Source organism: Enterobacter sp. 186315, from assembly GCF_053290175.1.
This window is the reverse complement of the sequence record NZ_JBPTTK010000011.1, coordinates 87750-112573: the sequence shown is the minus strand read 5'-3', so window position 1 is coordinate 112573 and position 24824 is coordinate 87750. Positions and strand designations below refer to the sequence as shown.

Sequence of the window (24824 nt, the reverse complement as noted above, 5' to 3'; positions counted from 1 at the left end):
CCCTGTGGGAGAGGGTCGGGGTGAGGGCATCAGGCCGCAGTGAACTACAGATCCTGATGCTTAGTCTCGTGCGTCAGCAGCAGGGCAATCAGCGTCAGCGCGGCCATCGCCGCCAGATACACGCCCACGTAGAACAGGCCGTAGTTCGCCTGCAACCAGGTCGCAATGTACGGTGCCACGGATGCGCCGAGGATGGACGACACGTTATAGGAGAACGATGCCCCGGTATAACGCACTTCCGTCGGGAACAGCTCCGGCAGCAGCGCGCCCATCGGGCCGAAGGTCAGCCCCATCAGGCTCAGGCCAATCAGCAGATACGCCATCACCAGCGCCGGGCTACCCGAGCCCAACAGCGGCGGAAAGACGAACAGCGCGAAGAGAATAATCAGCGACGTAATCACGATCATGCTGGAGCGGCGGCCAAACTTGTCCGCCAGCAGGCCCGCAATCGGCACCATCACGCCAAAGCCAATCACCGCCATCATCAGCATCCACAGCACTTCGTTACGCGGCAGCCCCAGCCCAACCGGCGCGGCGGCGGTACTGAAGGTCATCGAGTAGACGGTCATGATGTAGAACAGCGTATAGGTAGCCAGCATGATAAAGGTGCCCAGCACGGTCACGCGAACGTGTTTGGTCAGCAGCGTACCCAGCGGCACCTTAACCTGTTTCTTGGCCGCCGCCACTTTGGCGAACACCGGGGTTTCATGCAGCGACACGCGCACGTACAGGCCAATCAGCACCAGCACCGCCGAGAAGACGAACGGAATACGCCAGCCCCAGCTCATGAACTGCTCGTCGGTTAACAGCCAGGAGAGCAGCAGGAAGGTGCCGTTAGCAAAGAAGAAGCCGATAGGCGCGCCCAGCTGCGGGAAGGAGCCGTACAGCGCACGCTTGCGCGCAGGGGCGTTCTCGGTCGCCAGCAGCGCCGCACCGCCCCATTCACCGCCCAGGCCCAGACCCTGACCAAAACGCGCCAGCGCCAGCAGAACCGGCGCCAGAATGCCGATGGTTTCGTAGGTCGGCAGCAGGCCGATCGCCACGGTGGAGATCCCCATCGTCAGCAGCGACGCGACCAGCGTCACTTTACGCCCGACGCGGTCGCCAAAGTGACCAAACACCGCCGAGCCGATTGGACGCGCGATGAAGGCGATAGCAAAGGTGGCCAGAGACTGTAGCGTGGCGGCCGTCGGGTCGCCCTGCGGGAAGAAGATATGCGGGAAGACAATCACCGCGGCGGTGGCATAAATATAAAAGTCGAAGAACTCAATGGCCGTGCCAATCAGCGAGGCGACGACAACTTTATTGCGTGAGTTTACCGGGGTGCTTTCCGGCTCAGAGTCGAGTGTGGTGGCGGTTGCTTGCATAAAATATTCTTATATTTTGACGAACGAACGGCCATATTACGCACAGCAAAAGCGACATTTCAATCTGTAACAAAGGGGCGCGCTGGCGATAAAACCAGCAAAAAGCGGATAATTTTCAGACCAGAGAAATACCATCTATGAAATGCTTCACACTTTTTAAATATCAGCGAATAACACTGGTTTTTGGTTAAATAAAAGTTACGGGCTGGATTTATATTCTGAAATTATAGAACGGGCTGAATTTTTGCATTCTTATTCAGCCCGATGAATAGGTTAGTGGTGGGTTTTGCCCGGCATACGCGGGTCATCTTTGTACTCGGCGGTGGCGATCCACGCGGCGCAGAACAGCGTCAGGCGAGCGAAGAAGTAGAAGAACGCCATTAGCCCCAGCACCGAACCAAACGCTGCGCCGGACGGGGACTTCACCAGCGATGGCAGCGTGTAGGTCATCACGATTTTGATGATCTCAAAGCCTATGGCCGCAATCATCGTGCCGCGGATCAGCGCCTTCTTGCGCGGACGGTGGCGCGGCAAGCGCCAGAAGATCCAGAAGAACAGCAGGTAGTTGGCAAAAATGGATATCGCCAGCCCAATCAGTCGCCAGGCGGGCTTAAGCCATTCGATGTAGTCCAGATACAGCGCCGAGATAATCATCTGCTGCGCGGAGCCCGCGACGGAAGTAATAGAGAGCGTCACTATCAGCGCTACCAGTAGCCCAATCAGCGAAATAAAATCGCGAAAATACTTCACCCAGATTTTTTCTTCGTCCTGCGGCTTGCGCTCCCACACGTCGCGCGACTGGGCGCGGATCGCCTCGCGCAGGTTGCCCATCCAGTTAATGCCGGAGTAGAGCGCAATCAACAGACCGACGATACCTACGGTGGTGCGCTGCTGAACGGCGGTGTTGATGGTGCTTTTCAGCGTGGTGGCGAGCGTCTGGTCACTGACGTTGGTCAGGATCTTATTGAAGATGTCCTGAAGCAGCGTGGGATGAGAGGCCAGCACAAAACCGGCCGCTGCAAACGACACCATCAGGATCGGGATCATCGATAAAAACGAGAAGTAGGTGATGGCGGCACCAAACTGATTTCCCATTCTGTCGTTAAAGCGTTCCGTTGCGCGTATCAGGTGCGCCACCATCGGGAACTGCTGGATGCGCTGTACCATGCCGGTAACGGTTCCCAGCGCTTTGCTGGCGGTGCCTGGCTCCTTCGGCGTTTCAGGCTCGTTATCCATCTTTTTGATGGGTTCGTAATCTAACTGTTGTGTCGGTCGTTGCGGGTTATTTTCCGGCGTCACGCGCATTTTCCTTTTTCGTTGAGCTGGATGTTATTGAATTATAGCCTGCGTCTAGTCTACGTAAGCTTTTGTTACCTCAGTCAGCCACTCCATGAACAGATGAACCCGGCGGGAGAGGTTGCGACGGTGCGGATAAATGAGCGATACGGGCATCGGCTCCGGGCGGTATTGCGGCAGGATCTCCAGCAGCTTTTTCGACCGCAGGGCATCACGCACGCCAACGCGCGGCACCTGAATAATGCCTAAACCCGCTACGCAGGCGGTGTGATAGGTCTCCGTGCTGTTGACCGTCAGCACGCCGCCCGTTTTCACCCACTGGGTGCTGCTGCCGTTGAAATACTCAAAGCCCAGCGGGCGCGTACCCAGGCTGGTGGCATAGTGAATAACCGCATGGGAGCCTAAATCCTCCAGGCCGTCAGGGTAGCCAAAACGCTCCAGATAATCCGGGCTGGCGCAGTTAACTACCGACAGTTTTCCCAAAGGACGGGCAATCAGCCCGGAGTCCTTCAGCGTGCCGACGCGCACCACGCAGTCAAACCCTTCGCGGATCACATCCACCAGCCGATCGCTGCTGCTGAGCTCCAGCTCAATGCCGGGATACTGCTGCAAAAATGACGGGAGTTTTGGGATGACTAAATTTCGCGCAACGCCCACCGGCATATCCACGCGGAGCCGTCCGCTGATGCTGGAGGGGTCGAGCTGGAACATGCCGTCGAGTTCATCGAGGTTGCTCAGCAGATCTTTTGCACGCTCGTAATAGACCATGCCGTCCTGCGTCAGGCTGACGCGGCGCGTGGTGCGGTGGAGTAACTGCGTGCCGAGCATATTTTCCAGCGCCTGAATGTGCCGGGAAACGCTCCCTTTAGGCAGGCCTAAGGTGTCGGCCGCGCGGGAAAAGCTCTCCAGCTCCGCCACGCGAAGGAACAGCTGCATTGCGTGAATTTTATCCATAGAACAGGCTCATTGTTGTTCGTAATGAAACAGTGAAGCGTTATTGGCGGTATTTATTGATTTTCTATCATCTAATAAGCTGTTCCTCAACGACCAAAATAACCGAAAAGAGGTTTCTCATGTCTGAACGTATTGCTTTAGTCACTGGCGGTAGCCGCGGCCTGGGTAAAAACGCGGTATTAAAGCTGGCGGCTGCCGGCACCGGAATCATCCTGACCTATAACAGCAGCGAGCAGGAAGCGCGTGAAGTTGTCCGCGAAATTGAGGCAAAAGGGGTTAAAGCGGCGGCATTGCAGCTGAACGTCGGCAATACTGCGAGCTTCGAGGATTTTGCTCTACGGGTGCAGGACACCCTTAAAAATATCTGGCAGCGCGATACCTTCGATTATTTATTGAACAACGCCGGCACGGGGTTATATGCACCTTTTGCCGAAACCACCGAAGCGCAGTTCGATGAGGCGATGAACGTCCACTTTAAAGGCCCGTTTTTCCTGACCCAGCGCCTGCTGCCGCTGATTAAAGACGGCGGGCGGATCCTGAACGTGTCCAGCGGCCTGGCGCGCTTCACTCAGCCAGGCTCCGGCGCGTACGCCGCAATGAAAGGGGCGATGGAGGTGCTGACCCGTTACCAGGCTAAAGAGCTGGGGGCGCGCGGAATTTCCGTGAACATTATTGCCCCGGGCGCCATTGAAACCGATTTTGGCGGGGGCCGGGTACGCGATAACGCCGAGCTTAATAAGGTATTGGCTGCTCAAACCGCGCTGGGGCGCGTCGGCCTGCCGGATGATATTGGCGATGCCATTGCCGCGCTGCTCAGCGACAATCTGGGCTGGATGAACGCGCAACGCATTGAAGTCTCAGGCGGGATGTTCCTGTAAGTCTCCCGGTGGGGAAAGGACTCTCCTATTAAGGCGATCCTTAAGCAAGTTGTGTCAAAATCTGGCGAAAGTAAATGAAGCGGAGCAATTTGTAACGCTTCCCGTAGTTGGGTTTTTTATCCAGAAAAGCCTCTGTAGAATCCCCCGGCGCGATTTAGCGCGTCTACATTAACCATCCATGATCGTATTTCGTGGTAGAGCGCTCTCATCGGGGGAGAAATTAATGCGAGTAATCATGTTTGACAGGCAGTCGATATTTATTCATGGAGCAATCAATAGTCTTAAGACGTTTATTCCGGAAATAGATATATCAGGGACGAGTCAGACTGATGAATTATGGACACTTTTATCCCACTCGCCGGCCTCTATTGTCATGTTAGACGGCGGTATTATTCAGCGCGACTGCATGGCTTTGCTGAAGGAGATGCTGACGCGTTTTCCGGCGGCACGGCTGGTGGTGGTGCTAACTAAAAAAGAGGCGCGCTGGGTTGAGCAGCTGATGCAGTGCAACGTGATGGCGATTATTCCACGTAACGCCCATCCCGAGCGCTTTGCCGCGGTGCTGGACTCCGTGTCTAAGGGGATGGTCTGTTTCCCCTGCGAGTGGGTCGCACAGGATAACGCGTCACCGCGTGAGCTCACCTCGCTCAGCGAGCGCCAGCTTGACGTCTTAAAGCTGCTGGCCGAAGGGGAGTCGAACAAAGGCATCAGCCGGGCGTTAAATATCAGCACCGGTACGGTCAAAGCGCACCTTGAAGCGCTGTTCCGACGCCTCGACGTTAAAAACCGGACCCAGGCAGCGATGCTTTATACCCGTGCGGCATAATTTACTCGTCGTGAAAAAGCGCACACTCGGCCTGGCGCATTGCCGCCAGGCTTTCAACCTTCTTTCCGTTTAACATCAGAGCGTTGCGCCACCGCGTCGTTGCCTCTTCGTAGCGCCCGTGTGCCACATTCTGGAGGATGCCGGTTTGCAGGCAGTCGAAAATTCCGCAGCTGAACAGTAATGACACCAGCGCATCGTGTTTTTTTTGTGAGAGCGGATAGGGAATTATTTTCCGTAACACGCGTTCGCATTTTTGAATATCGTCAATGAGTAAACGTTCCGCCTGAGAAGAGGTGATGATGCTGTATGACTTTTCAGACTGACCAATAATATGGCCATATCCAATAATCCATAAACCGCTTTCATCACGATATTTTTCCAGGGAAAGTCCCTGATGTTTTTTTATAAACTCAATTCCGGCAGACGATGTGTTAAGTAACGGGCCAGTCATAATCGTTTCCTCTGTGAGGCGCTACTGTAGAGGAAACGATGATTAAGACATATCCGCCAAATGGCCCCTAATTAGCCTTTAGCGTCTGAATCTCATGTTTTAATAAGCCGAACAGCCAGTCATTTTGCCAGCGCCCTGCAAGATAATAACTTTCACGCAGTTCGCCCTCCAGCCGAAATCCGGCCTTCTCCAGCAGCCCGCGGGACGCCGCATTGCCGGCGGTAACGGTGGCGGTCAGCCTGCGAATGCCGCCATGAGTAAACGCATAGTCGACCAGCGCCTCTAACGACTCATAGCCATAGCCTTTGCCCTGTGCAGACGGCGCAAACAGAAAGCCCACCTCCGCGCAGTCGCTTTCCCGATGGATGTAACCCGTCACGCCAAGCGGCGTCTGGCTGACGGTATCTCGCACCACCAGGCACAGCCAGTGCGCGCTGCCGGGCATCCACGGCAGCAGGCGGGAATCAAAGGCTTCGCGGATCGCGCTAACAGGACGGTCCTCTGCGACATAGCGCATTACGTCTGGATGTTGCTGTAATGCAAGGAAAAAGGGCCAGTCTTCTTCGCCGAGCGGCGTGCAGGTCAGGCGTGCGGTCGTGAGAACGGGCATGACGATCCTCCTTAAGCTTTTAAAATGATTCTAAGGCTGTCACTTTATTTCAACGGAAACTCGGTTATGTTTATAACCTCGTATAATTAAAAAGAAAAACGGCTCTGGCGCGGTCAGCCCTATGTTTTCGTTGTCTTAAAGGAAAACAATGACTCTCAGTACTACACACCTTATCCGCGAGCAGTTTGAACACTGTCTGGCGGTCATTCGTCAGGCCTCTGTCGAAATTTTACTGCTCTTGAATGTACATGTTTCTGAAGGAAAAGACCCTCGCTGGTTCCTGGAACAGCTGGATAGCGCGCGCTTAGCTCTGGGCGGATGGGCGGCGGTCGCGAAGCAGCTGCATCTGAACGACGCCGAGATGTCCGATTTCACGTTGCAGCTCAGGCTGTTGCAGCAGCGCGTTCCGCAGTATGAAAGCGGGCAGGAGGTGAGTGAAAATCAGCTGATTGCCGCGATGCGCTTTGTCACCGCGCTGGAGCGCGTGCGTCTGCAACAGCCGCTGTTAACCTACAGCACCGAGCTTTCTGTGGGTAGCGAGCTTCAGCAGCAGCAGGCGCACAAGCAGGTGCGGGCGATCGAGCTGATGCTAAAAGGGCTGATCCAGCAGGCGTGGCCCGACCCTGTCCGGCTCAATAACCATCTTAAAACGCTTTTTAACCCTGACCGCGTTCGCCGCTGGCTCAAGCTTGGCGAAATCAACGATGTCCTGAGCGGCATGATGTTTAGCGAGCTGGCGCAGATGGTGGTGGATAAACGGGAGTTTAGCCGTTATTACTCGTCGCTGTTTAGCGACCCGATGATGCTGACCCTGCTGGTTGAGCCGCGCAAAACGCTGCAAACCTTCCTCGACGATATTCGCCTGATCCGCAACAGCATTACCGTGCAGCAGCACCTAAGCCCGGCGCAGATCCTGCTGCTGGATAGCTACTATTCGCAAATCACCCGGCCCGTCCAGCGGGCGTTTGAAGAGGGGCGCACGCGCATCAACCCGGCGGGACTGATGGCGGTGGATGCCGGGGAGCTGCACCGCTTCTGGGAAAAGGCACAGCAGAGGGACCGGGTCACCGGAGGCGATCTTTTTGAGGTGCGCGATACCATCGAAAAGCCGACCCACCGTGCGCCGCGCACCCCGGAGCAGCGCGAGCAGCTGATCTCCGGCGTACTCTGGGGAGCCGTTGGGGTGATGGTGATTGCCATTGTGGTCGGGGGATTCTGGCTGGTGACCAGCGTTCAGCCAGCGCCTGCAACGGTGAGCGCCGCCGCGCCCGCGCCGATCGAAGAGATGCGCGAAACGCCCTCGTCGCGTGAGACCTTAACGCGTATGGGGGTGACCTGGGATGAGAACAATTTCCGCTCCGCCATCAACCGTAACGACACGCGCGTGGCGCTGCTGTTTTTACAGGGCGGTATGGACTGGAAGCTGTCATGGACGGAAGAGGCGATGTCGGCGGGCTATGACGACGTGCTGGAGCTGATGCTGCGCTACCGCCAGCAGATGGTGGAGCAAAAGCCGTGCCGCCGGTTTATTAATACGTTGAGCCACGCCATGTCGAACGGGGAGTCGCTGACGTCGCAGCGCAAAGACTATCTGAAGGCGTTTTGCACCGTTCCGGCGGTGGTGAAGCGCCAGCAGCATTACGTGGATATGGCGAAGCGGCGCGCGAAAGCGCAGCCGGATGCGGAAACGAAGAAATGGCAGTCTATACAGACGGCGATATATGAGGTGATTCGCTAAACGTTTCCCCTCACCCTAACCCTCTCCCAAAGGGAGAGGGAACTACAAGAGTTCAGTTAAGGCTCCCCATACAACCCAATCAATCTCCGTACCACGCCGTTCGACCAGCCGAACCCGTCCTGCAACGGATACTCACCCCCGCCACCTTCGCGCGGGGTACTGCTGGCGATGTGGTACTTCTCGATAAGCTTATGGTGCGACTTATAAAAATGGTTCACCGTTTGCAGCCAGCTCCAGGCGATCTCATCGCCCAGCGAGTCGTTACCGTACTGTTTGAACCCCTGGATCGCCATCCACTGCAATGGCGCCCAGCCGTTCGGTTTATCCCACTGCTCGCCGGTTTCGTATTCGGTTGCCAGAATACCGCCGGGCGTCAGCAGACGCGCTTTCACCGCATCGGACAGGCGCTCCGCCTGCTCATGGGTCGCCATGCCCACGTACAGCGGCACGATGCTGGCGGCAGAAAACAGCGCCATCTCTTCGCGTCGCCAGTCGTAGTCGCGATAGCAGCCGTTTTCGTCATCCCACAGATAGCGGTTAACGGCGGCGCGGCGGTCGCTGGCCTTCTGGTGGAACAGCTCGGCGGTCTCTTTATCCCCCTTCGACGCCGAAATATTGGCGATAGCGCTTTCCAGCTTGAACAGGAACGCGTTCAGATCGATAGGGATGAACTGCGTCGTGCGGATGCTCGCCAGTCGACCCGGGTCGCGCAGCCAGCGTGAGGAGTAATCCCAGCCGGAGGCAGCCCCGGCGCGCAGGTCGCGATACACTTCGTTCGGCGGACGCCCTGAGTGTCGGGCGGTTTCCACGTCCTCGATCCAGGATTCGTCGCGCGGCGTGTCGCGGTCGTCCCAGTAGCGGTTAAGCAGGGAGCCGTCCGGCATTCGCACCGCGCTGCGGTACGCCTGGTTGAGCAGCAGCGATTCCGCGCCGTCCATCCAGAAGGCGTACTCCATCTTCAGGTGCTCCAGATAGCGCTTCGCCCCGCGCACGCCATCCTCTTCAAACAGCTCGACCATCAGCGCAAACACGGGCGGCTGGGAGCGGCTCAGATAGTAGGTGCGGTTGCCGTTCGGGATATGCCCGTAGCGCTCAATTAACCACGCGAAGTTATCCGCCATGCATTTAAGCAGGTCGTTACGCCCGCTTTCCGCCAGCCCCAGCATGGAGAAGTACGAGTCCCAGTAGTAGGTTTCGCTGAAGCGACCGCCGGGCACAATATACGCCTGCGGCAGCGCCAGCAGCGACGACCAGGGGATGTGATCCTGCGGCTCGCGCGTCAGCACCGGCCACAAGTTGTCGATATGTTCTTTAAGCGACATACCGGGATCCGAGACATACTCTTTGCTGTAGTCTTCCGGCATCCAGAAGTGGTTCTCCACAAACCGCGCCAGGTCGAAGTCCCGGTGACGACGGACCTTACGGTAGCGGATCAGGATATCCAGCGGATCCATCTTCGGCGCACAGTCAGGGAAGGTTTTGCTGTCCGCAAACAGCCGCGTCGACTGAACGTGCTCGAACAGTTCAAGGTAGCGGTCGGCGGGCGTCAGGGCATCGGAAGCGGGCAGCCCCTCGATCATCTCGGGTTCCGGCTCCGCCTCAATCATTTCATCCAGTTTCAACTCGCAGGGATCGGTTTCGTAGCAAAGCTCTTCCTTAATTTCGAACTCAACGATATCCGCAGGGTGTAGTTTCTGGTTGAACATAATGATAAGCGCCTCCGGTTGCATATTCACTTTTGACAGGTTTTTCCGGGTGTCTATTAAGCGTAGACATTCGCTTCGGTAGTTGGGTAGGGATATGTGCGGTTGATCACGCTTTTCGGAGCATTCGTTTTGCAACAGTTTATGAATGTTAAAAAAAAGCCCCTCCGGAGAGGGGCTTCGGAACGACGTTCACGCGCGTATTAACGCATGGTGACAAACTCTTCCGCTGCGGTCGGGTGGATCGCCACGGTGTTGTCGAAGTCTTTCTTGGTTGCGCCCATTTTCAGCGCCACCGCGAAGCCTTGCAGGATCTCGTCCATACCAAAGCCGATGCCGTGGATACCGACAATCTTCTCGTCCGGGCCCACGCAAACCAGCTTCATGCGGCACGGCTGGCGGTGAGAGGTGACGGCGGTGTACATCGCGGTAAACGACGATTTATACACTTTCACCTGGTCGTCGCCGTACTGCTCGCGCGCCTGCGGCTCGGTTAAGCCGACGGTGCCGATTGGCGGGTGGCTGAAGACCACGGTCGGGATGTTGGTGTAGTCCAGATGCTCGTCCGGCTTGTTGTTAAACAGGCGCTCGGACAGGCGACGGCCCGCCGCAACGGCAACCGGGGTCAGCTCAACGGCACCGGTGTTATCGCCGACGGCATAAATGCCCGGCACGCTGGTGTTCTGGAACTTATCGACAACGATGTAGCCTTTGTCATTGGTTTTCACGCCCGTCGCGGCCAGGTTGAAGTTGTCGTTCGCCGGTTCACGGCCAATCGCCCAGATCAGGCAGTCGACGGTCTGGCTGCGGCCATCTTCCAGCTCCAGGGTCAGGCTGCCGTCCGCGTTTTTCACCACCGCTTTTGGAACGGCGTTGGTGTGCAGGGTTGGGCCTTCGGCGTTCATTACTTCAACCAGGGTATCGACGATCAGCGGATCAAAGCTGCGCAGCGGCGCGTGTTTACGCACGAACAGGTGCGCTTCGGCGCCCAGACCGTTAATCACGCCCGCCAGCTCAACGGCGATATAGCCTGCGCCAACCACGGCAACGCGTTTTGGCAGGGCAGGCAGTTCGAAGAAGCCGTCAGAGTCGATACCGTATTCCACGCCCGGAATATCCGGATGGGAAGGGCGGCCGCCGGTGGCGATCAGGATATGATCGGCGGTGATCGTTTCGCCGTTCACTTCGATCGTTTTCGCGTCCACAAAGCGGGCAAAGCCGTGGATCACATCAACGTTGTTCTTGCCCAGCACGTTGTCGTACGAGGTGTGAATGCGGTCGATATAGGCGGTACGGCTGGCAATCAGCTTGTCCCAGTCGAAGTGGTTGATGGTGGTGTCAAAGCCGTAGTCCGGGCCGTACATATGGATAGCTTCGCGGATTTGCGCGGCGTGCCACATCACTTTTTTCGGTACACAACCCACGTTCACGCAGGTGCCGCCCAGCGCTTTGGCTTCAATCAGCGCACACTTCTGGCCGTACATGGCTGCGCGGTTGATAGAGGCGATGCCGCCGCTGCCGCCACCGATTGCGATGTAGTCATAATGCTTAGTCATAGCTTTTGTCCTTAATCGTGAATTGCCGCGATTGTATACCTGAAATCAATTGGTTCCATCAATGACTGCGATTACTCCGGCACGATCCAGCTGACCGTGGCGTGGCCTGTTCCCGCAGGCACCAGCGTTTTGTGGAGCCACGGCAGCACGCTGTTCATCTGCGCTTCGAGCTTCCACGGCGGGTTGATCACAATCATGCCGGAGGCGGTCATGCCGCGCTGGTCGCTGTCCGGACGCACCGCCAGCTCGATTTGCAGGATTTTGCGGATGCCGGTGGCTTCCAGGTCTTTGATCATGCGCTTGATTTGCGCGCGCAGCACCACCGGATACCACAGGGCGTAAGTGCCGGTTGCAAAGCGTTTGTAGCCTTCGTTAATGCCCGTCACCACCGCCTGATAGTCGGTTTTGATTTCGTAAGGCGGGTCGATCAGCACCAGGCCGCGACGGGATATCGGCGGCAGTTTGGCTTTCAGCTGCTGATAGCCGTCGGCTTTGTCCACGCGGGCGCGGCTGTCTTTCTGGAACTCAGAGCGCAGCAGCGGGAAGTCGCTCGGGTGCAGCTCGGTCAGCTGAAGGCTGTCCTGCTCGCGCAGCAGCTGGCGGGCGATGAGCGGCGAGCCAGGGTAGTAGCGCAGCTGGCCGTTACGGTTGAAATGATTCACCACGCCAATGTATGGCTCCAGCTCGGCCGGCAGATCGTCCTGCTGCCAGATGCGGGCGATGCCTTCCAGGTATTCACCGGTACGCTCGGCGTGTTCCCCGCTCAGCTGATAACGGCCCGCGCCCGCGTGGGTGTCCAGATAGAGAAACGGCTTATCTTTCTCTTTCAGCGCTTCGATGATCAGGCTCTGAACGGTGTGTTTAAGGACGTCGGCGTGGTTGCCTGCGTGGAAGCTGTGGCGATAACTGAGCATGGGTGAACGTGTTCCAGGTTGTCAACGTAGGCCCGATAAGCGCAGCGCCATCGGGCAAAAATAGAGCGTATCGCCACAGTATACAGAAAAGTTCCCACTGCCGCGAAAGCGCAACGTCTGGCATTGAAATCCTCTACACTTAACCCCATTACAGAACAATATGCACAGCGCCGGATGCGCGCTTCATTTACCTTATTCAAACAGGACAGCGCTTATGACCAATCCATTACTGACGCCTTTTTCATTACCGCCGTTTTCTAAAATCCGCCCTGAGCACGTGGTTCCGGCCGTTACCCAGTCGCTGGACAACTGCCGCGCGGCGGTGGAAAGCGTGGTGGCGCAGGGCGGGCCGTACACCTGGGAAAACCTGTGTCAAAAGCTGGCCGAAGTGGACGACGTGCTGGGGCGCATCTTCTCCCCAATCAGCCACCTGAACTCGGTGAAGAACAGCCCGGAGCTGCGCGAAGCTTACGAACAAACTCTGCCGCTGCTCTCTGAGTACAGCACCTGGGTCGGTCAGCACGAAGGGCTGTATCAGGCCTACCGCGACCTGCGCGACGGCGACCACTATGCCGAACTGAATACCGCGCAGAAAAAATCGGTCGATAACGCCCTGCGCGACTTCGAGCTTTCGGGGATTGGCCTGCCGAAGGAGAAGCAGACCCGCTACGGCGAAATCGCCGCCCGTCTGTCCGAGCTCGGTAACCAGTACAGCAACAACGTGCTCGACGCCACGATGGGCTGGTCGAAGCTGATTACCGATGAATCTGAACTCGCCGGGATGCCGGAAAGCGCGCTGGCGGCGGCGAAGGCCCAGGCCGAAGCGAAAGAGCAGGAAGGTTTCCTGTTAACGCTGGATATCCCGAGCTATCTCCCGGTCATGACCTACTGCGACAACCAGGCGCTGCGTGAAGAGATGTATCGCGCGTACAGCACCCGCGCGTCCGATCAGGGGCCGAATGCCGGTAAATGGGACAACAGCCCGGTGATGGCGGAGATCCTCGCCCTGCGTCACGAGCTGGCACAGCTGCTGGGCTTCGACAGCTACGCGGACAAATCCCTCGCCACCAAAATGGCGGAAAACCCGCAGCAGGTGCTCGACTTCCTGACGGATCTGGCGAAACGCGCCCGTCCGCAGGGTGAAAAAGAGCTGGCCCAGCTGCGCGCCTTCGCCAAAGCGGAGTTCGGCGTGGACGAGCTTCAGCCGTGGGATATCGCGTACTACAGCGAAAAACAGAAGCAGCATCTCTACAGCATCAGCGACGAGCAGCTGCGCCCGTACTTCCCGGAGAACAAAGCCGTGAACGGCCTGTTCGAAGTGGTGAAACGCATCTACGGCATCACTGCCAAAGAGCGTACCGACATTGACGTCTGGCATCCTGAAGTGCGCTTCTTCGAGCTGTACGACGAGAAGAACGAACTTCGCGGCAGCTTCTACCTCGATCTCTATGCGCGTGAGAACAAGCGCGGCGGGGCGTGGATGGACGACTGTGTGGGCCAGATGCGTAAAGCCGACGGCACGCTGCAAAAGCCGGTTGCCTATCTGACCTGTAACTTTAACCGTCCGGTGAACGGCAAACCTGCGCTGTTTACCCACGACGAGGTGATCACCCTGTTCCACGAGTTCGGTCACGGTCTGCACCATATGCTGACCCGTATCGAAACCGCAGGCGTGGCGGGTATCAGCGGGGTGCCGTGGGATGCGGTCGAGCTGCCGAGCCAGTTTATGGAAAACTGGTGCTGGGAGCCGGACGCGCTGGCGTTTATCTCCGGCCACTACGAAACCGGCGAGCCGCTGCCGAAGGAGCTGCTGGATAAAATGCTGGCGGCGAAGAACTACCAGGCGGCGATGTTTATCCTGCGCCAGCTGGAGTTCGGCCTATTCGACTTCCGCCTGCACGCGGAGTTCAGCCCGGAGCAGGGGGCGAAAGTCCTCGAAACCCTGGCCGAGATTAAAAAGCAGGTTGCCGTTATTCCTAACCCAACCTGGGGCCGTTTCCCGCACGCGTTCAGCCATATCTTCGCGGGCGGTTACGCGGCGGGCTACTACAGCTACCTGTGGGCCGACGTGCTGGCGGCAGACGCCTTCTCCCGCTTCGAAGAGGAGGGGATCTTCAACCGTGAAACCGGACAGTCGTTCCTCGACAACATCCTGACCCGCGGCGGTTCCGAGGAGCCAATGGAGCTGTTCAAACGCTTCCGCGGCCGCGAGCCGCAGCTGGATGCGATGCTGGAGCACTACGGGATCAAGGGCTAGTCGATTCGTGAAGATCCGCTTAGTAGATGAAACAGGCGCCGGGGACGGCGCCTTATCTGTTTTAGCCGCCCGCTGGGGGCTGGAGCACGATGAAGAGAACCTGATGGCGCTGGTGATGACGCCCGCGCATCTGGAGCTACGCAAGTGCGACGAGCCGAAGCTCGGCGGGATTTTTGTCGACTTTGTCGGCGGGGCGATGGCCCACCGGCGCAAGTTCGGCGGCGGTCGCGGTGAAGCGGTCGCCAAAGCGGTGGGCATTAAAGGCAGCTACCTGCCTGACGTGGTGGATGCCACGGCGGGGCTGGGGCGCGACGCGTTCGTGTTGGCCTCTGTGGGGTGCCGTGTGCGGATGCTTGAGCGCAACCCGGTCGTCGCGGCGCTGCTCGACGACGGCCTGACGCGCGGCTACGCCGACCCGGAAATCGGCCCGTGGTTGCAGGAGCGTTTGCAGCTTATCCACGCCTCCAGCCTGACGGCGTTAACGGATATCACCCCGCGCCCGCAGGTGGTTTATCTCGACCCGATGTTCCCGCACAAGCAGAAAAGCGCGCTGGTGAAGAAAGAGATGCGCGTGTTTCAGTCGCTGGTGGGGCCGGATTTAGATGCCGATGGATTACTGGAGCCTGCCCGTCAGCTTGCGACGAAGCGGGTGGTGGTGAAGCGCCCGGACTACGCACCGCCGCTGGCGGACGTTGCCACGACCAATGCGGTGACTACAAAAGGGCATCGGTTTGATATTTATTCAGGAACGCCGGAGGAGGGGGCGGCCTGATGCCCTCACCCTGACCCTCTCCCACAGGGAGAGGGAACAAACATAAAAAAACGGCAACCATGTTGCCGTTTTGCGTTGACCAGGTAGGCCCGGTAAGCGTTAGCGCCACCGGGCTTTTTTACGCTTATTCGTCTTCTTCGTCACGCAGCGGGACAATCAGCATATCCACGTGAACGGTGTTAATCAGCTGGCGCGCGGAGGACATCAGCTTGCTCCAGAAGTCCTGATGATGACCGCAGACCACCAGGTCCATGTCGTATTTCTTAATCGCATCAACCAGCACCTGACCCAGGTCGCCGCTGCCGCTCAGGGTTTCGGTGATTGGATACCCCGCGTTAGTGGACAGCTCGCTCAGCGCATGGTGAGTCTCTTCGGAAATGCGCTTTTGCATATCGCCCAGATTGACATCGATCAGGCCGGTATAGAGATCGGAGTAATTCACATCAACGTGAATCAACGAAACTTTAGCGTTGTACGGACGCGCCATGGATACCGCTTTATCAACCAGCACTTTGCTCTCCGGGGAGAGGTCTACCGCGATGAGAATGTGTTTGTAAGCCATAGTGTTACTCCTTCCTTAAGTTATCGATGACTAAATGGGGAAGCCGTCGTCTGATGCTTTCATTACCGCCCAGTTGAACAAAATTTTCAAGCTTTGGTGTTGATAACGATTAACCATGTGGCAAAAAAATTAGTGGATCTCCTACACTATTTAATGAGCCGGTCGGATATTAAAATGTGACCCCGATCGACTTTCGAGTCATTCTTCACTGATCTGTCTGTCAGGGCATTGGGGTGCGGTAGTCCCGAAGCGTTGCTTCGTGGGCGGACGCCGGGGAGGAAGTATGATTAGCACCGTCGCATTGTTTTGGGCGTTATGTGTGGTTTGCATAGTGAATATGGCGCGCTACTTCTCATCGTTACGTGCGCTATTAGTGGTACTTCGTGGTTGCGATCCGTTGCTTTATCAGTATGTGGACGGTGGAGGGTTCTTCACCTCGCATGGACAGCCCAGCAAGCAGATGCGTCTGGTAGGGTATATCTACTACCAACGCTACCGCGATCATCACGACGATGAATTTATTCGTCGCTGCGAGCGCCTGCGTCGTCAGTTCATTTTGACCAGCGCCCTCTGCGGGCTGGTTGTGGTGAGTATGATTGCACTGATGATTTGGCACTGAGTATAAAAAGGCGAGGATGGCCTCGCCTTTCTTTGATTCAGGGCGTGACGGTGAACTGAAGATTCGACACGTTTTCCTTCAGCGTGATTACCTTCCCGCTGTAGGCAATGTTCACCTCACCATTTTTACCTGCCTCGGCATGCGTAATGCTGCCCGTACCCACGATAACGGGCGATTTCGTCGCGAGCTGAACAAGGACATCCTCGTCATTTCCCTTCAGTTTATTCGAGAGATAATAACGATAAAGGGTTGGTACGGTTGCGCCACCTTGATCGTTAACGGTCATGTACAGCCATACGCTATCTGACAGCTTATAGGCCCGCTGCAACCTGTCACCGCTACGTGGATCCGGGCTATGGTTGAGCCAGATAAAGCCCAAAACGACTATCAGCAATACTACTGTGACGGTGCCGTGAACCCACTTAATAGCCGTTTTGAATGGCATAGGCGATTCCTTCTTTGATATTGCGCTGATCCGTAGGGTCATCGCCGTAGGGCGGCTTTTCGTGCCACTTTCCCCACTCAGGTTTTGAGGTACCAGCACGGCCCTGTGCCCAACCTGCACCCATCAGGAGGATCTTTTCCGGAATGCCTGCTGCTGTTCCGGCAGCGCCAAAATTGAAATTACCGAATGCGGCGAAATAGGGATCAAATTTTTTGTAATCCCACGGTCCGCCATTTCTGACTTGTTGGTAAAACCAGTAATACGTTGAGGGTGTGGCCATATTTCGCGACATCCCGTTACGGCGAGCTTCACGCATGTTATTCGCTATTACAATCGAGCCTGGACCAGGAGTGGGAACAGAAGCCATATTTCTTCCTTTGAGAGCATTTTATCCTCCATGCATGATAGTTTCTCGCATGTTGAAAATCTGAACAAAAAATGTTCAGATTTTTCTAATGAAAGTAAGGACTTAAGTTGAATGAGCACGCAAAAAAAAAGCGGGTCAGTTTCCTGACCCGCTTTTTTGTCGCACTCAGCCAATTAAATCAGCTTCAGCGAGATCCAGTACAGACCGCCAGACAGCAGGATGGATGCCGGGAGGGTGAACACCCAGGCCATCAGAATGCTGGTCACGGTTTTACGTTGCAGACCGCCACCGTCAACAAGCATGGTACCTGCCACGGAAGAGGAGAGTACGTGGGTCGTTGATACTGGCATACCCGTGTAGCTCGCCAGACCGATTGAAACGGCTGCCGTCATCTGCGCGGACATACCCTGCGCATACGTCATGCCTTTCTTACCGATCTTCTCACCGATGGTGGTCGCCACACGACGCCAGCCAATCATCGTACCGATACCCAGAGCCAGCGCAACGGCCATGATGATCCAGATTGGCGCGTACTCGATGGTGTTGAGCATATCGCCTTTCAGTTTCTTCAGCAGACGCTGATCGTCAGCGTTCACTTCCGGCAGCTTCGCGACTTTGTCGGTCACGTCAGAGATGCAGAGCATGATGCGACGCAGCTGACCGCGCTGTTCCACGGCAAGTTTGTCGTAGCTTTCGATATCACCCAGCATGTTTTTAGCGCGTTCCAGCGCGTTAATCGCGTTTGCTGGATGGCAGTGGAACTCGCCCGGTGCCGTTGCTGCACCCGCTTCCGGAGAAGGGATCAGCTGGTCAACGCCGGTCGCTTTTTTCAACAGCGCAGGGTGCTGCTGGAAATAGACTTCAACGTTGTTAACGGCATCACGCGTACGGGTGATCTCATAACCAGAGGCGTTCATGTTGACCACGAAACCGGCCGGAGCCACGCCAATCAGAACCAGCATCACCAGACCAATGCCTTTCTGACCGTCGTTTGCGCCATGAGAGAAGGCCACACCGATAGCGGAAATGATCAGCGCGATACGCGTCCAGAATGGCGGCTTTTTCTTGCCGTCTTTCTTTTCACGCTCTGCCGGCGTCAGGTGAATACGGGCGCGTTTTTTGGTACCGCTCCAGTAACGACGCAGGATGAAAATCAATCCACCTGCGACCACCAGACCCACGATAGGAGAGATGATCAGCGAGCCGAAAATACCGAGCACTTTCGGGATGTTAAGCGCATCAACAACAGACGTACCGGTCATCAGGGCGTTGGTTAACCCGATACCGATAATTGCGCCGATGAGCGTGTGAGAACTGGATGCAGGCAGGCCGAAATACCAGGTACCGAGGTTCCAGATAATTGCAGCAAGCAGCATTGAGAACACCATAGCGAGGCCATGGCCAGAACTAACGTTAAGAAGCAGATCCGTTGGCAGCATATGCACGATCGCATACGCAACGCTCAGTCCGCCCAGGAGGACACCAAAGAAGTTAAATACCGCCGCCATAACGACCGCAACCTGCGATCGCATTGCGCGAGTGTAGATAACCGTTGCTACTGCGTTCGCAGTGTCGTGGAAGCCATTAATCGCTTCGTAGAACAATACAAATGCCAGAGCAAGCAATAATAAAAGCCCGGTATGTAAATCCAGGCCGGCAAACAAATGTAGCATAGGACGTTACGCCATTTTGAGGACATGAACGCGGCGCATTATCCAGGACAAATGCGCAACGGGCAAAGTGAAATATAGACTTTTTTTGACATACCACCGTAATTGAGATTTATGCCTGAATGTTTATTCTTTAAATTTCAAGGGAATGGCTTTGTAATATCTTTTTACGCTGGTGTGACCACATAGGAAACTTTACAATCCGCGCACTTTACGAAGAGGATTTTGATGTGGAAAGGTTTGATGCCGTTGTGATTGGCGCCGGTGCGGCGGGTATGTTTTGTGCGGCAATGGCCGGACAAGCGGGTCGTCGCGTGCTGCTGCTGGATAATGGTAAAAAACCCGGCCGCAAGATCCTGATGTCCGGCGGCGGGCGCTGCAACTTTACCAATCTTTATGTCGAACCCGCGGCTTATTTGAGTCAAAACCGTCATTTTTGCAAATCTGCGCTGGCGCGGTATACCCAGTGGGATTTTATCGACCTGGTCGGCAAGCACGGCATCGCCTGGCATGAAAAAACGCTCGGGCAGCTGTTCTGCGACGACTCCGCGCAGCAGATTGTCGATATGCTGGTGGCCGAATGCGAAAAGGGCGGCGTGGTGATGCGCCTGCGCACCGACGTGCTCGACGTCGCGCGTGACGAGCAGGGCTACACCCTGCAACTGAACGGCGAAACGGTCAGCGCGGCGAGCCTGGTCATTGCCAGCGGCGGTCTGTCGATGCCGGGCCTGGGGGCGTCGCCGTTTGGCTATAAAATCGCCGAGCAGTTTGGCCTGAAGGTGCTGCCCACCCGAGCCGGTCTGGTGCCTTTCACGCTGCATAAACCGCTGCTGGAGCAGCTTCAGACGCTCTCTGGCGTATCCGTTCCGTCCGTGATTACCGCCGAGGACGGCACCGTATTCCGCGAAAACCTGCTCTTCACCCACCGTGGCCTGTCTGGCCCGGCGGTGTTGCAGATTTCAAGCTACTGGCAGCCCGGCGAGTTCGTGACGGTAAACCTGGTGCCGGAGTGCGATCTTGACGCGTTCCTCAACGAGCAGCGCGCTGCCCATCCGAATCAAAGCCTGAAAAACACCCTGGCGATGCAGCTGCCGAAGCGCCTGGTAGAGTGTCTGCAACTGCTGGGACAAGTGCCGGACGTGTCCCTTAAGCAGCTCAACAGCCGAGAGCAGCAGACGCTGGTCGATACCCTCACTCACTGGCGCGTTCAGCCTAACGGCACGGAAGGGTATCGCACGGCGGAAGTGACCCTCGGCGGAGTCGATACCGACGAGCTCTCCTCACGCACCATGGAAGCGCGCAACGTGCCGGGGCTCTATTTTATCGGTGAAGTGATGGACGTCACCGGCTGGCTTGGCGGGTATAATTTCCAGTGGGCGTGGGCAAGCGCCTGGGCGTGCGCGCAGGCGCTGGCCGAAAAGAACGTTTAAAATCTATTTTTTAGAGTGCGCCGTCGTCTGGGGCACTCTTTTTCTCCTCTGGGTTAACCCAGTCTGCATGGTTAGTGTTCTGTCTTATAAAAGGGTTGTGTATGTCTGCTGCTCATCTCGGTTTCCCGACGGAAACCGTTGTTGTCTTTGTGGTGATGGCCGTAGGGGCGATGTTTATCGACCTCTTTATGCATCGTCACGATAAACCGATATCGCTGAAAAGCGCCGCGCTATGGTCTATTTTCTGGGTCATGATGGCGATGGCGTTTGCCGGGTTCCTCTATATTCACCACGGTGCGGAGATGGCGAGCCTGTTCCTCACCGGCTATGCGCTGGAAGAGGTGCTCTCCGTCGATAATCTGTTCGTGATGATGGCGATCTTCGCCTGGTTTGGCGTGCCGGATAAGTACCGTCACCGCGTGCTCTACTGGGGCGTGCTGGGGGCGATTGTCTTCCGCGGCATTTTCGTCGCCATTGGTACCAGCCTGCTGAGCCTGGGGCCGTACGTTGAGGTGATTTTCGCGCTGGTCGTCGGCTGGACGGCGGTGATGATGCTTAAGCGCAACGAAGAGAGTGACGAAGTCGAAGATTACTCGGGCCATCTGGCCTATCGTCTGGTGAAGCGCTTTTATCCGGTGTGGCCGAAAATCAGCAGCCACGCTTTTATCCTGACCCAGAAAGAGGTAGATGCGGAGCTTGAAAAGCCGGAAAACCAGGACGTAACGGTTGGCCGCGTGAAGAAAGCGAAGCGCTACGCTACGCCGCTGCTGCTGTGCGTGGCGGTGGTGGAGCTGTCTGACGTTATGTTCGCGTTCGACTCGGTTCCGGCCATCATCGCCGTGAGCCGCGAGCCGCTGATTATCTACAGCGCGATGATGTTCGCGATCCTGGGCCTGCGTACCCTCTATTTTGTGCTGGAGGCGCTAAAGCAGTATCTGGTGCATCTGGAAAAAGCCGTCGTGCTGCTGCTGTTCTTTGTGGCGTTCAAGCTGGGGCTGAATGCGACGGATCACTTCTGGCATCACGGGTATAACATCGGTGCCACCGCAAGCCTGTTTGTGGTGCTGGGGGTATTAGCGCTGGGGATTATTGCGAGCGTGATGTTCCCGGGCAGGAAAGAGGCCTGATTTAGTGCCCGGTGGCGCTGCGCTTACCGGGCCTACAGGAAAACCGTAGGCCGGGTAAGCGCAGCGCCACCCGGCAATAAACTTACTTAATCGGCGAATTCCGGCGCGCGCGCGGCGGGTGGAAATGCCGCCAGTGCGGATCCTGCGCCGCGGCCAGCAGTTCGTGATCGCCACGGGTATCGCCCCAGGCGCGCAGGTGGTAGTCGTTCAGATTGCCGTACACCTTCTCAAGCCTTGCGACCTTCTGCGCACAGCGGCAGTTGTGTCCGGTAATGCGTCCGGTCAGCTTGCCGTCCTTCACTTCTAGCTGCGTACCAATCAGCTTGATCCCCAGCTTGTCGGCCCAGGGCTGTAGTACCAGCGCCGGAGAGGCGGAGCAGATGGTCACTTCCGCACCGGAATTGACCTCTGCGGCGACCGCCATCACGCCCGCCGGGCGCATCAGCTTCGTCCAGTATTTCTCGCAAAACGCTTCGGCCTGCTGGCGCAGCCAGCGTTCGTCGACGCCCGTCAGGAAGGTTTTGATCAGCACCTCTTTCAGCTCGTCGCGGGTCAGCTTGCGGCGAACGCAGTGGAGCGTAGGCAGCGCCATACGCACCAGGCGGCCCGCGAAGTAACGTTTGCCAAAGGCAAAGCGCAGGAAGGGGATAAAACTGTCGTGGTGAGTCAGAGTTCCATCAAAATCAAAGACGGAGAGCACGCTGGATTTCGCCACGGCCTCGTCGGCAATCATATTGGTCATAAATAGGTCTTAGCTGAAATACACATTCTGTTCATTAGTTTACCCGCTTTAACACCACAGTCCTTATACATGTGCATATTTTTATCGATCTTGCGACCCTGGCCGTCAGTCCAATTTTGGTCTCGATAAACGTTGGGTAAAAAGTGAGCTGTCTATATTATCACCGCATCGAAAGATATTTCAGGGGAACCTTGTTCTCCACACGTAAGGAAAAACTCACTCACTGCTTTTGATGCGTTATGAACTACAGACTTCTTATTTCAATACTGTCGTTAAGCTTTGCCTCGTTTTCTGCTTTTAGCTTTCAGCTGCCCCCGTCGATGTTATCGGAGCACAGTTCCTTATTGATCTCTCCGGCAAAAAGCGCGTTGATGCATGACGATCCCGGCCCGCTGCGCTCGCGTATTCTCGATCAATACCAGAAGTGGAAAGGGACGCACTACCGCTGGGGCGGCACCACGCACAACGGCGTGGATTGCTCGGCGCTGATGCAGCATCTGTTCAGCGACGCGGCGCACCTTAACCTGCCGCGCACCACGGGCGAGCAGATCCAGCGCGGCGTTAAGGTGGCGCAATACCGGTTGAAAGCGGGCGATTTAGTCTTCTTCCAGACCGGGCCACACCGCCGTCACGTCGGCGTCTATATCGGTGACAGCCAGTTTATTCACGCCTCGACCAGCCAGGGCGTCACCGTGTCGACGCTTGCTGATAATTACTGGCAGGCGCGCTTTATTACTGCCCGCCGGGTGGCAGGCAGTGCGGCCTGAGTCGGCTAGATAATGTCGTCCACCACGCCACCGTCGACGCGCAGCGCTGCGCCAGAGGTGGCGGAGGACTGGGCCGAGCAGACGTAGACCACCATGTTAGCCACCTCTTCCACCGTAGCGGCGCGCTGGATAACCGAGCTTGGGCGATTGGCCATCACGAACTCTTTCGCTAGCGTTTCCAGCGATTTGCCGGTTTTTTCCATTTCGTCTTTCATCATCTCGGCAAAACCGTCCGACATCGTTGGCCCCGGCAGCACGCTGTTGACCGTAACGCCGCTGCCCGCCACGAATTTTGCCAGCCCGCGCGCCAGCGAAAGCTGTGCGGTTTTGGTCACGCCGTAGTGGATCATGTCTGCCGGAATATTGCAGGCCGATTCCGACGAGATAAACACCACGCGCCCCCAGCCTTTTTTCACCATGCCCGGCAGCAGGGCACGGGACAGGCGCACGCCGGACATCACGTTGGTCTGCCAGTAACGCTCCCAGGTCTCATCGTCGGTGGCGTAAAAATCCTGCGGGCCGTAGATCCCGGCGTTATTCACCAGAATATCCACGTCTGACGCAACCTTCAGCAGCGCATCCACACCCTCCTGCGAGCTAAGATCGGCAATGGCGGCGCGAACCTGCACGCCCGGTACCACCTGCTGTAGCTGCTGAATACCTTTATTCACCGAGTCGGTGCTGCGCCCGTTGACGATCACTTCCGCGCCGCTCTCCGCCAGCCCGCGGGCAATGGCAAAACCAATGCCGCCGGTTGAGGCGGTGACCAGCGCGACTTTCCCCGTAAAATCGATTTTCATTGCCTGCTCCTTGTCGTTTTAAGGTTGTGACCTTAAAGCGTAGCAGGTGGGGATGACGGCTCCTGGCTAAAGAGGCGCAACAGGATGTCGACCTGCTCGTCGAGCGGGGCGAGGGAGCGCTTCACGATCAGGTGCAGCGGCGTGGCGCGGCGCGTGCCGTGGCCGAGCGGCAGCATTTTCAGCACGCCCTGTTCCAGCTGAGGCTGAATACGCTCTTCCGGCAGCCAGCCGTAGCCCACCTGATACATCACCGCCTCTATCGCGGCGTCGATGGTCGAGAAGGTCCACGACTCTCCGGCGGCGCGCGCGGCCTGCTGGCTGTCCGCAATCTGAACGAGCGGCCAGGGGCGCAGCATCTCCTCATTTAATGGGGCGGGGAGCGAAAACAGGGGATGATCCCGATGGGCGACGGCAACGAAATCCACGTTCATCAGCCACTCGCCGAGGCCGGTGATGTCCTGGCGACGGGTAAGCACCATCACGTCGGCCTCGTTATTCAGCGCGTCGGCGCGGGTATTTTCCAGCACCTCGGTGAGGCGCACCTGGGTCTGCGGATAGCGCTGCTGGAATTCTCTTAAAATGGCGAACAGCCGACGGCGCGGGAAAATACTGTCTACCATAAGATCGATGCGGGTGCGCATCCCGCTCTTAAGCGTCGCGGCGCGCGTTTCGACGTAGGCGAACGCCTTCAGCAGCGGTTTCACCTGATTTAACAGCAGTTCCCCCGCGGGCGTCAGTACCGCCCGTCGTCCTTCCGCCACCAGCAGCGCGACGCCCAGGCGCTCCTGCAATAATGCGAGGTTGTAGCTCACGGAAGACTGGCTGCGGTTGGTAAGTTCTGCCGCTTTGGCAAAACTGCCCGCCTCTACGACGTGTTCCAGTAATGACCACTGCTCCAGCGTTGTTTTGTGCATGACATATCTAAATTTTGAATTAATTTGATTCAAACATAGCGTTATTCATTCATTTTTTG

At 56.9% G+C, this 24824-nt stretch carries 24 protein-coding genes; 9 read left to right on the top strand and 15 right to left on the bottom strand.

The window, feature by feature from the left end; genetic code table 11:
* Positions 1 to 44 precede the first annotated feature (44 nt).
* The 3 genes from ACSVHP_RS14345 to ACSVHP_RS14335 form a co-directional block, all read right to left on the bottom strand.
* Positions 45 to 1367, bottom strand: a complete 1323-nt coding sequence (locus ACSVHP_RS14345; RefSeq protein ID WP_447552240.1) for an MFS transporter — start codon at positions 1365 to 1367, stop codon at positions 45 to 47.
* Positions 1368 to 1640: 273 nt separating this feature from the next.
* On the bottom strand, positions 1641 to 2666 hold the full coding sequence (gene yhjD / locus ACSVHP_RS14340; protein ID WP_447552239.1) for an inner membrane protein YhjD: 1026 nt from the start codon (positions 2664 to 2666) through the stop codon (positions 1641 to 1643).
* 51 nt (positions 2667 to 2717) lie between these two features.
* Complete coding sequence (locus tag ACSVHP_RS14335) at positions 2718 to 3617, bottom strand: LysR family transcriptional regulator (RefSeq protein WP_447552238.1); 900 nt, start codon at positions 3615 to 3617, stop codon at positions 2718 to 2720.
* Positions 3618 to 3736: 119 nt separating this feature from the next.
* Here ACSVHP_RS14335 and ACSVHP_RS14330 point away from each other — a divergent pair, with 119 nt between their 5' ends.
* Together ACSVHP_RS14330 and ACSVHP_RS14325 are read left to right on the top strand one after the other, a co-directional pair.
* Positions 3737 to 4495 carry an SDR family NAD(P)-dependent oxidoreductase gene (locus ACSVHP_RS14330; protein ID WP_417313716.1) on the top strand — a complete coding sequence of 253 codons (759 nt, stop codon included), beginning with the start codon at positions 3737 to 3739 and terminating at the stop codon, positions 4493 to 4495.
* 223 nt (positions 4496 to 4718) lie between these two features.
* Positions 4719 to 5321: a response regulator transcription factor gene (locus tag ACSVHP_RS14325; RefSeq protein ID WP_447552237.1), complete on the top strand. Its 603-nt coding sequence runs from the start codon at positions 4719 to 4721 to the stop codon at positions 5319 to 5321.
* A gap of 1 nt (position 5322) precedes the next feature.
* On the opposite strand, the gene ACSVHP_RS14320 is transcribed toward ACSVHP_RS14325, so the two are convergent.
* The gene (locus ACSVHP_RS14320; protein WP_447552236.1) at positions 5323 to 5772 is read right to left on the bottom strand and encodes a lysozyme; all 450 of its coding nucleotides are present in this window, start codon (positions 5770 to 5772) and stop codon (positions 5323 to 5325) included.
* A gap of 67 nt (positions 5773 to 5839) precedes the next feature.
* Positions 5840 to 6382, bottom strand: a complete 543-nt coding sequence (locus tag ACSVHP_RS14315; protein ID WP_447552235.1) for a GNAT family N-acetyltransferase — start codon at positions 6380 to 6382, stop codon at positions 5840 to 5842.
* A gap of 148 nt (positions 6383 to 6530) precedes the next feature.
* On the opposite strand from ACSVHP_RS14315, the gene ACSVHP_RS14310 reads away from it, so the two are divergent.
* Positions 6531 to 8120, top strand: a complete 1590-nt coding sequence (locus tag ACSVHP_RS14310) for an STY4199 family HEPN domain-containing protein (RefSeq protein ID WP_447552234.1) — start codon at positions 6531 to 6533, stop codon at positions 8118 to 8120.
* 56 nt (positions 8121 to 8176) lie between these two features.
* On the opposite strand, the gene ACSVHP_RS14305 is transcribed toward ACSVHP_RS14310, so the two are convergent.
* The 3 genes from ACSVHP_RS14305 to ACSVHP_RS14295 form a co-directional block, all read right to left on the bottom strand.
* Positions 8177 to 9826 (bottom strand): alpha,alpha-trehalase, encoded by a 1650-nt coding sequence (locus ACSVHP_RS14305; protein ID WP_447552233.1) that lies wholly within the window; start codon positions 9824 to 9826, stop codon positions 8177 to 8179.
* Positions 9827 to 10026: 200 nt separating this feature from the next.
* Positions 10027 to 11379: a glutathione-disulfide reductase gene (gene gorA, locus ACSVHP_RS14300; protein ID WP_234674066.1), complete on the bottom strand. Its 1353-nt coding sequence runs from the start codon at positions 11377 to 11379 to the stop codon at positions 10027 to 10029.
* 71 nt (positions 11380 to 11450) lie between these two features.
* Positions 11451 to 12293 (bottom strand): 23S rRNA (adenine(2030)-N(6))-methyltransferase RlmJ, encoded by an 843-nt coding sequence (locus ACSVHP_RS14295; RefSeq protein ID WP_447552232.1) that lies wholly within the window; start codon positions 12291 to 12293, stop codon positions 11451 to 11453.
* A gap of 214 nt (positions 12294 to 12507) precedes the next feature.
* Between ACSVHP_RS14295 and prlC the strand changes: the two genes are divergently transcribed.
* Together prlC and rsmJ are read left to right on the top strand one after the other, a co-directional pair.
* The gene (gene prlC / locus ACSVHP_RS14290; protein ID WP_447552231.1) at positions 12508 to 14550 is read left to right on the top strand and encodes an oligopeptidase A; all 2043 of its coding nucleotides are present in this window, start codon (positions 12508 to 12510) and stop codon (positions 14548 to 14550) included.
* A gap of 7 nt (positions 14551 to 14557) precedes the next feature.
* Complete coding sequence (rsmJ, locus tag ACSVHP_RS14285; protein WP_417313722.1) at positions 14558 to 15322, top strand: 16S rRNA (guanine(1516)-N(2))-methyltransferase RsmJ; 765 nt, start codon at positions 14558 to 14560, stop codon at positions 15320 to 15322.
* A gap of 124 nt (positions 15323 to 15446) precedes the next feature.
* Here rsmJ and uspA read toward each other — a convergent pair whose 3' ends face one another.
* On the bottom strand, positions 15447 to 15884 hold the full coding sequence (gene uspA, locus ACSVHP_RS14280) for a universal stress protein UspA (RefSeq protein ID WP_003861223.1): 438 nt from the start codon (positions 15882 to 15884) through the stop codon (positions 15447 to 15449).
* Between the two features lie 283 nt (positions 15885 to 16167).
* Between uspA and uspB the strand changes: the two genes are divergently transcribed.
* Positions 16168 to 16503: a universal stress protein UspB gene (gene uspB, locus ACSVHP_RS14275; protein ID WP_102890054.1), complete on the top strand. Its 336-nt coding sequence runs from the start codon at positions 16168 to 16170 to the stop codon at positions 16501 to 16503.
* 37 nt (positions 16504 to 16540) lie between these two features.
* On the opposite strand, the gene ACSVHP_RS14270 is transcribed toward uspB, so the two are convergent.
* The 3 genes from ACSVHP_RS14270 to pitA form a co-directional block, all read right to left on the bottom strand.
* A complete protein-coding gene (locus ACSVHP_RS14270; protein WP_447552230.1) occupies positions 16541 to 16948 on the bottom strand; it encodes a hypothetical protein in 408 nt (135 codons plus the stop codon).
* A complete protein-coding gene (locus tag ACSVHP_RS14265; RefSeq protein ID WP_447552229.1) occupies positions 16926 to 17315 on the bottom strand; it encodes a polymorphic toxin type 44 domain-containing protein in 390 nt (129 codons plus the stop codon). Before ACSVHP_RS14265 ends, ACSVHP_RS14270 begins: the two co-directional genes overlap by 23 nt.
* Before the next feature lie 173 nt (positions 17316 to 17488).
* Positions 17489 to 18988 carry an inorganic phosphate transporter PitA gene (gene pitA, locus ACSVHP_RS14260; RefSeq protein WP_234674072.1) on the bottom strand — a complete coding sequence of 500 codons (1500 nt, stop codon included), beginning with the start codon at positions 18986 to 18988 and terminating at the stop codon, positions 17489 to 17491.
* 227 nt (positions 18989 to 19215) lie between these two features.
* Here pitA and ACSVHP_RS14255 point away from each other — a divergent pair, with 227 nt between their 5' ends.
* On the top strand, positions 19216 to 20415 hold the full coding sequence (locus ACSVHP_RS14255; protein WP_447552228.1) for an NAD(P)/FAD-dependent oxidoreductase: 1200 nt from the start codon (positions 19216 to 19218) through the stop codon (positions 20413 to 20415).
* A gap of 101 nt (positions 20416 to 20516) precedes the next feature.
* On the top strand, positions 20517 to 21542 hold the full coding sequence (locus ACSVHP_RS14250) for a TerC/Alx family metal homeostasis membrane protein (protein WP_417313724.1): 1026 nt from the start codon (positions 20517 to 20519) through the stop codon (positions 21540 to 21542).
* An 82-nt stretch (positions 21543 to 21624) separates the two neighbouring features.
* On the opposite strand, the gene ACSVHP_RS14245 is transcribed toward ACSVHP_RS14250, so the two are convergent.
* Positions 21625 to 22284, bottom strand: a complete 660-nt coding sequence (locus ACSVHP_RS14245; RefSeq protein ID WP_417313725.1) for an HAD family hydrolase — start codon at positions 22282 to 22284, stop codon at positions 21625 to 21627.
* A 239-nt stretch (positions 22285 to 22523) separates the two neighbouring features.
* Here ACSVHP_RS14245 and ACSVHP_RS14240 point away from each other — a divergent pair, with 239 nt between their 5' ends.
* The gene (locus ACSVHP_RS14240; RefSeq protein ID WP_447552227.1) at positions 22524 to 23051 is read left to right on the top strand and encodes an NlpC/P60 family protein; all 528 of its coding nucleotides are present in this window, start codon (positions 22524 to 22526) and stop codon (positions 23049 to 23051) included.
* Between the two features lie 5 nt (positions 23052 to 23056).
* Here ACSVHP_RS14240 and ACSVHP_RS14235 read toward each other — a convergent pair whose 3' ends face one another.
* Positions 23057 to 23851: an SDR family NAD(P)-dependent oxidoreductase gene (locus ACSVHP_RS14235; RefSeq protein ID WP_447552226.1), complete on the bottom strand. Its 795-nt coding sequence runs from the start codon at positions 23849 to 23851 to the stop codon at positions 23057 to 23059.
* Positions 23852 to 23883: 32 nt separating this feature from the next.
* Positions 23884 to 24765 carry a LysR family transcriptional regulator gene (locus ACSVHP_RS14230; RefSeq protein WP_447552225.1) on the bottom strand — a complete coding sequence of 294 codons (882 nt, stop codon included), beginning with the start codon at positions 24763 to 24765 and terminating at the stop codon, positions 23884 to 23886.
* Positions 24766 to 24824: the final 59 nt, after the last annotated feature.

Coding starts and splice junctions, on each gene's coding strand:
- ACSVHP_RS14345 (WP_447552240.1), bottom strand. CDS start 1,367: ATGCAAGCAACCGCCACCACACTCGACTCTGAGCCGGAAAGCACCCCG.
- ACSVHP_RS14335 (WP_447552238.1), bottom strand. CDS start 3,617: ATGGATAAAATTCACGCAATGCAGCTGTTCCTTCGCGTGGCGGAGCTG.
- ACSVHP_RS14330 (WP_417313716.1), top strand. CDS start 3,737: ATGTCTGAACGTATTGCTTTAGTCACTGGCGGTAGCCGCGGCCTGGGT.
- ACSVHP_RS14325 (WP_447552237.1), top strand. CDS start 4,719: ATGCGAGTAATCATGTTTGACAGGCAGTCGATATTTATTCATGGAGCA.
- ACSVHP_RS14320 (WP_447552236.1), bottom strand. CDS start 5,772: ATGACTGGCCCGTTACTTAACACATCGTCTGCCGGAATTGAGTTTATA.
- ACSVHP_RS14315 (WP_447552235.1), bottom strand. CDS start 6,382: ATGCCCGTTCTCACGACCGCACGCCTGACCTGCACGCCGCTCGGCGAA.
- ACSVHP_RS14310 (WP_447552234.1), top strand. CDS start 6,531: ATGACTCTCAGTACTACACACCTTATCCGCGAGCAGTTTGAACACTGT.
- ACSVHP_RS14305 (WP_447552233.1), bottom strand. CDS start 9,826: ATGTTCAACCAGAAACTACACCCTGCGGATATCGTTGAGTTCGAAATT.
- gorA (WP_234674066.1), bottom strand. CDS start 11,379: ATGACTAAGCATTATGACTACATCGCAATCGGTGGCGGCAGCGGCGGC.
- ACSVHP_RS14295 (WP_447552232.1), bottom strand. CDS start 12,293: ATGCTCAGTTATCGCCACAGCTTCCACGCAGGCAACCACGCCGACGTC.
- prlC (WP_447552231.1), top strand. CDS start 12,508: ATGACCAATCCATTACTGACGCCTTTTTCATTACCGCCGTTTTCTAAA.
- uspA (WP_003861223.1), bottom strand. CDS start 15,884: ATGGCTTACAAACACATTCTCATCGCGGTAGACCTCTCCCCGGAGAGC.
- uspB (WP_102890054.1), top strand. CDS start 16,168: ATGATTAGCACCGTCGCATTGTTTTGGGCGTTATGTGTGGTTTGCATA.
- ACSVHP_RS14270 (WP_447552230.1), bottom strand. CDS start 16,948: ATGCCATTCAAAACGGCTATTAAGTGGGTTCACGGCACCGTCACAGTA.
- ACSVHP_RS14265 (WP_447552229.1), bottom strand. CDS start 17,315: ATGGCTTCTGTTCCCACTCCTGGTCCAGGCTCGATTGTAATAGCGAAT.
- pitA (WP_234674072.1), bottom strand. CDS start 18,988: ATGCTACATTTGTTTGCCGGCCTGGATTTACATACCGGGCTTTTATTA.
- ACSVHP_RS14250 (WP_417313724.1), top strand. CDS start 20,517: ATGTCTGCTGCTCATCTCGGTTTCCCGACGGAAACCGTTGTTGTCTTT.
- ACSVHP_RS14245 (WP_417313725.1), bottom strand. CDS start 22,284: ATGACCAATATGATTGCCGACGAGGCCGTGGCGAAATCCAGCGTGCTC.
- ACSVHP_RS14240 (WP_447552227.1), top strand. CDS start 22,524: ATGAACTACAGACTTCTTATTTCAATACTGTCGTTAAGCTTTGCCTCG.
- ACSVHP_RS14235 (WP_447552226.1), bottom strand. CDS start 23,851: ATGAAAATCGATTTTACGGGGAAAGTCGCGCTGGTCACCGCCTCAACC.
- ACSVHP_RS14230 (WP_447552225.1), bottom strand. CDS start 24,765: ATGCACAAAACAACGCTGGAGCAGTGGTCATTACTGGAACACGTCGTA.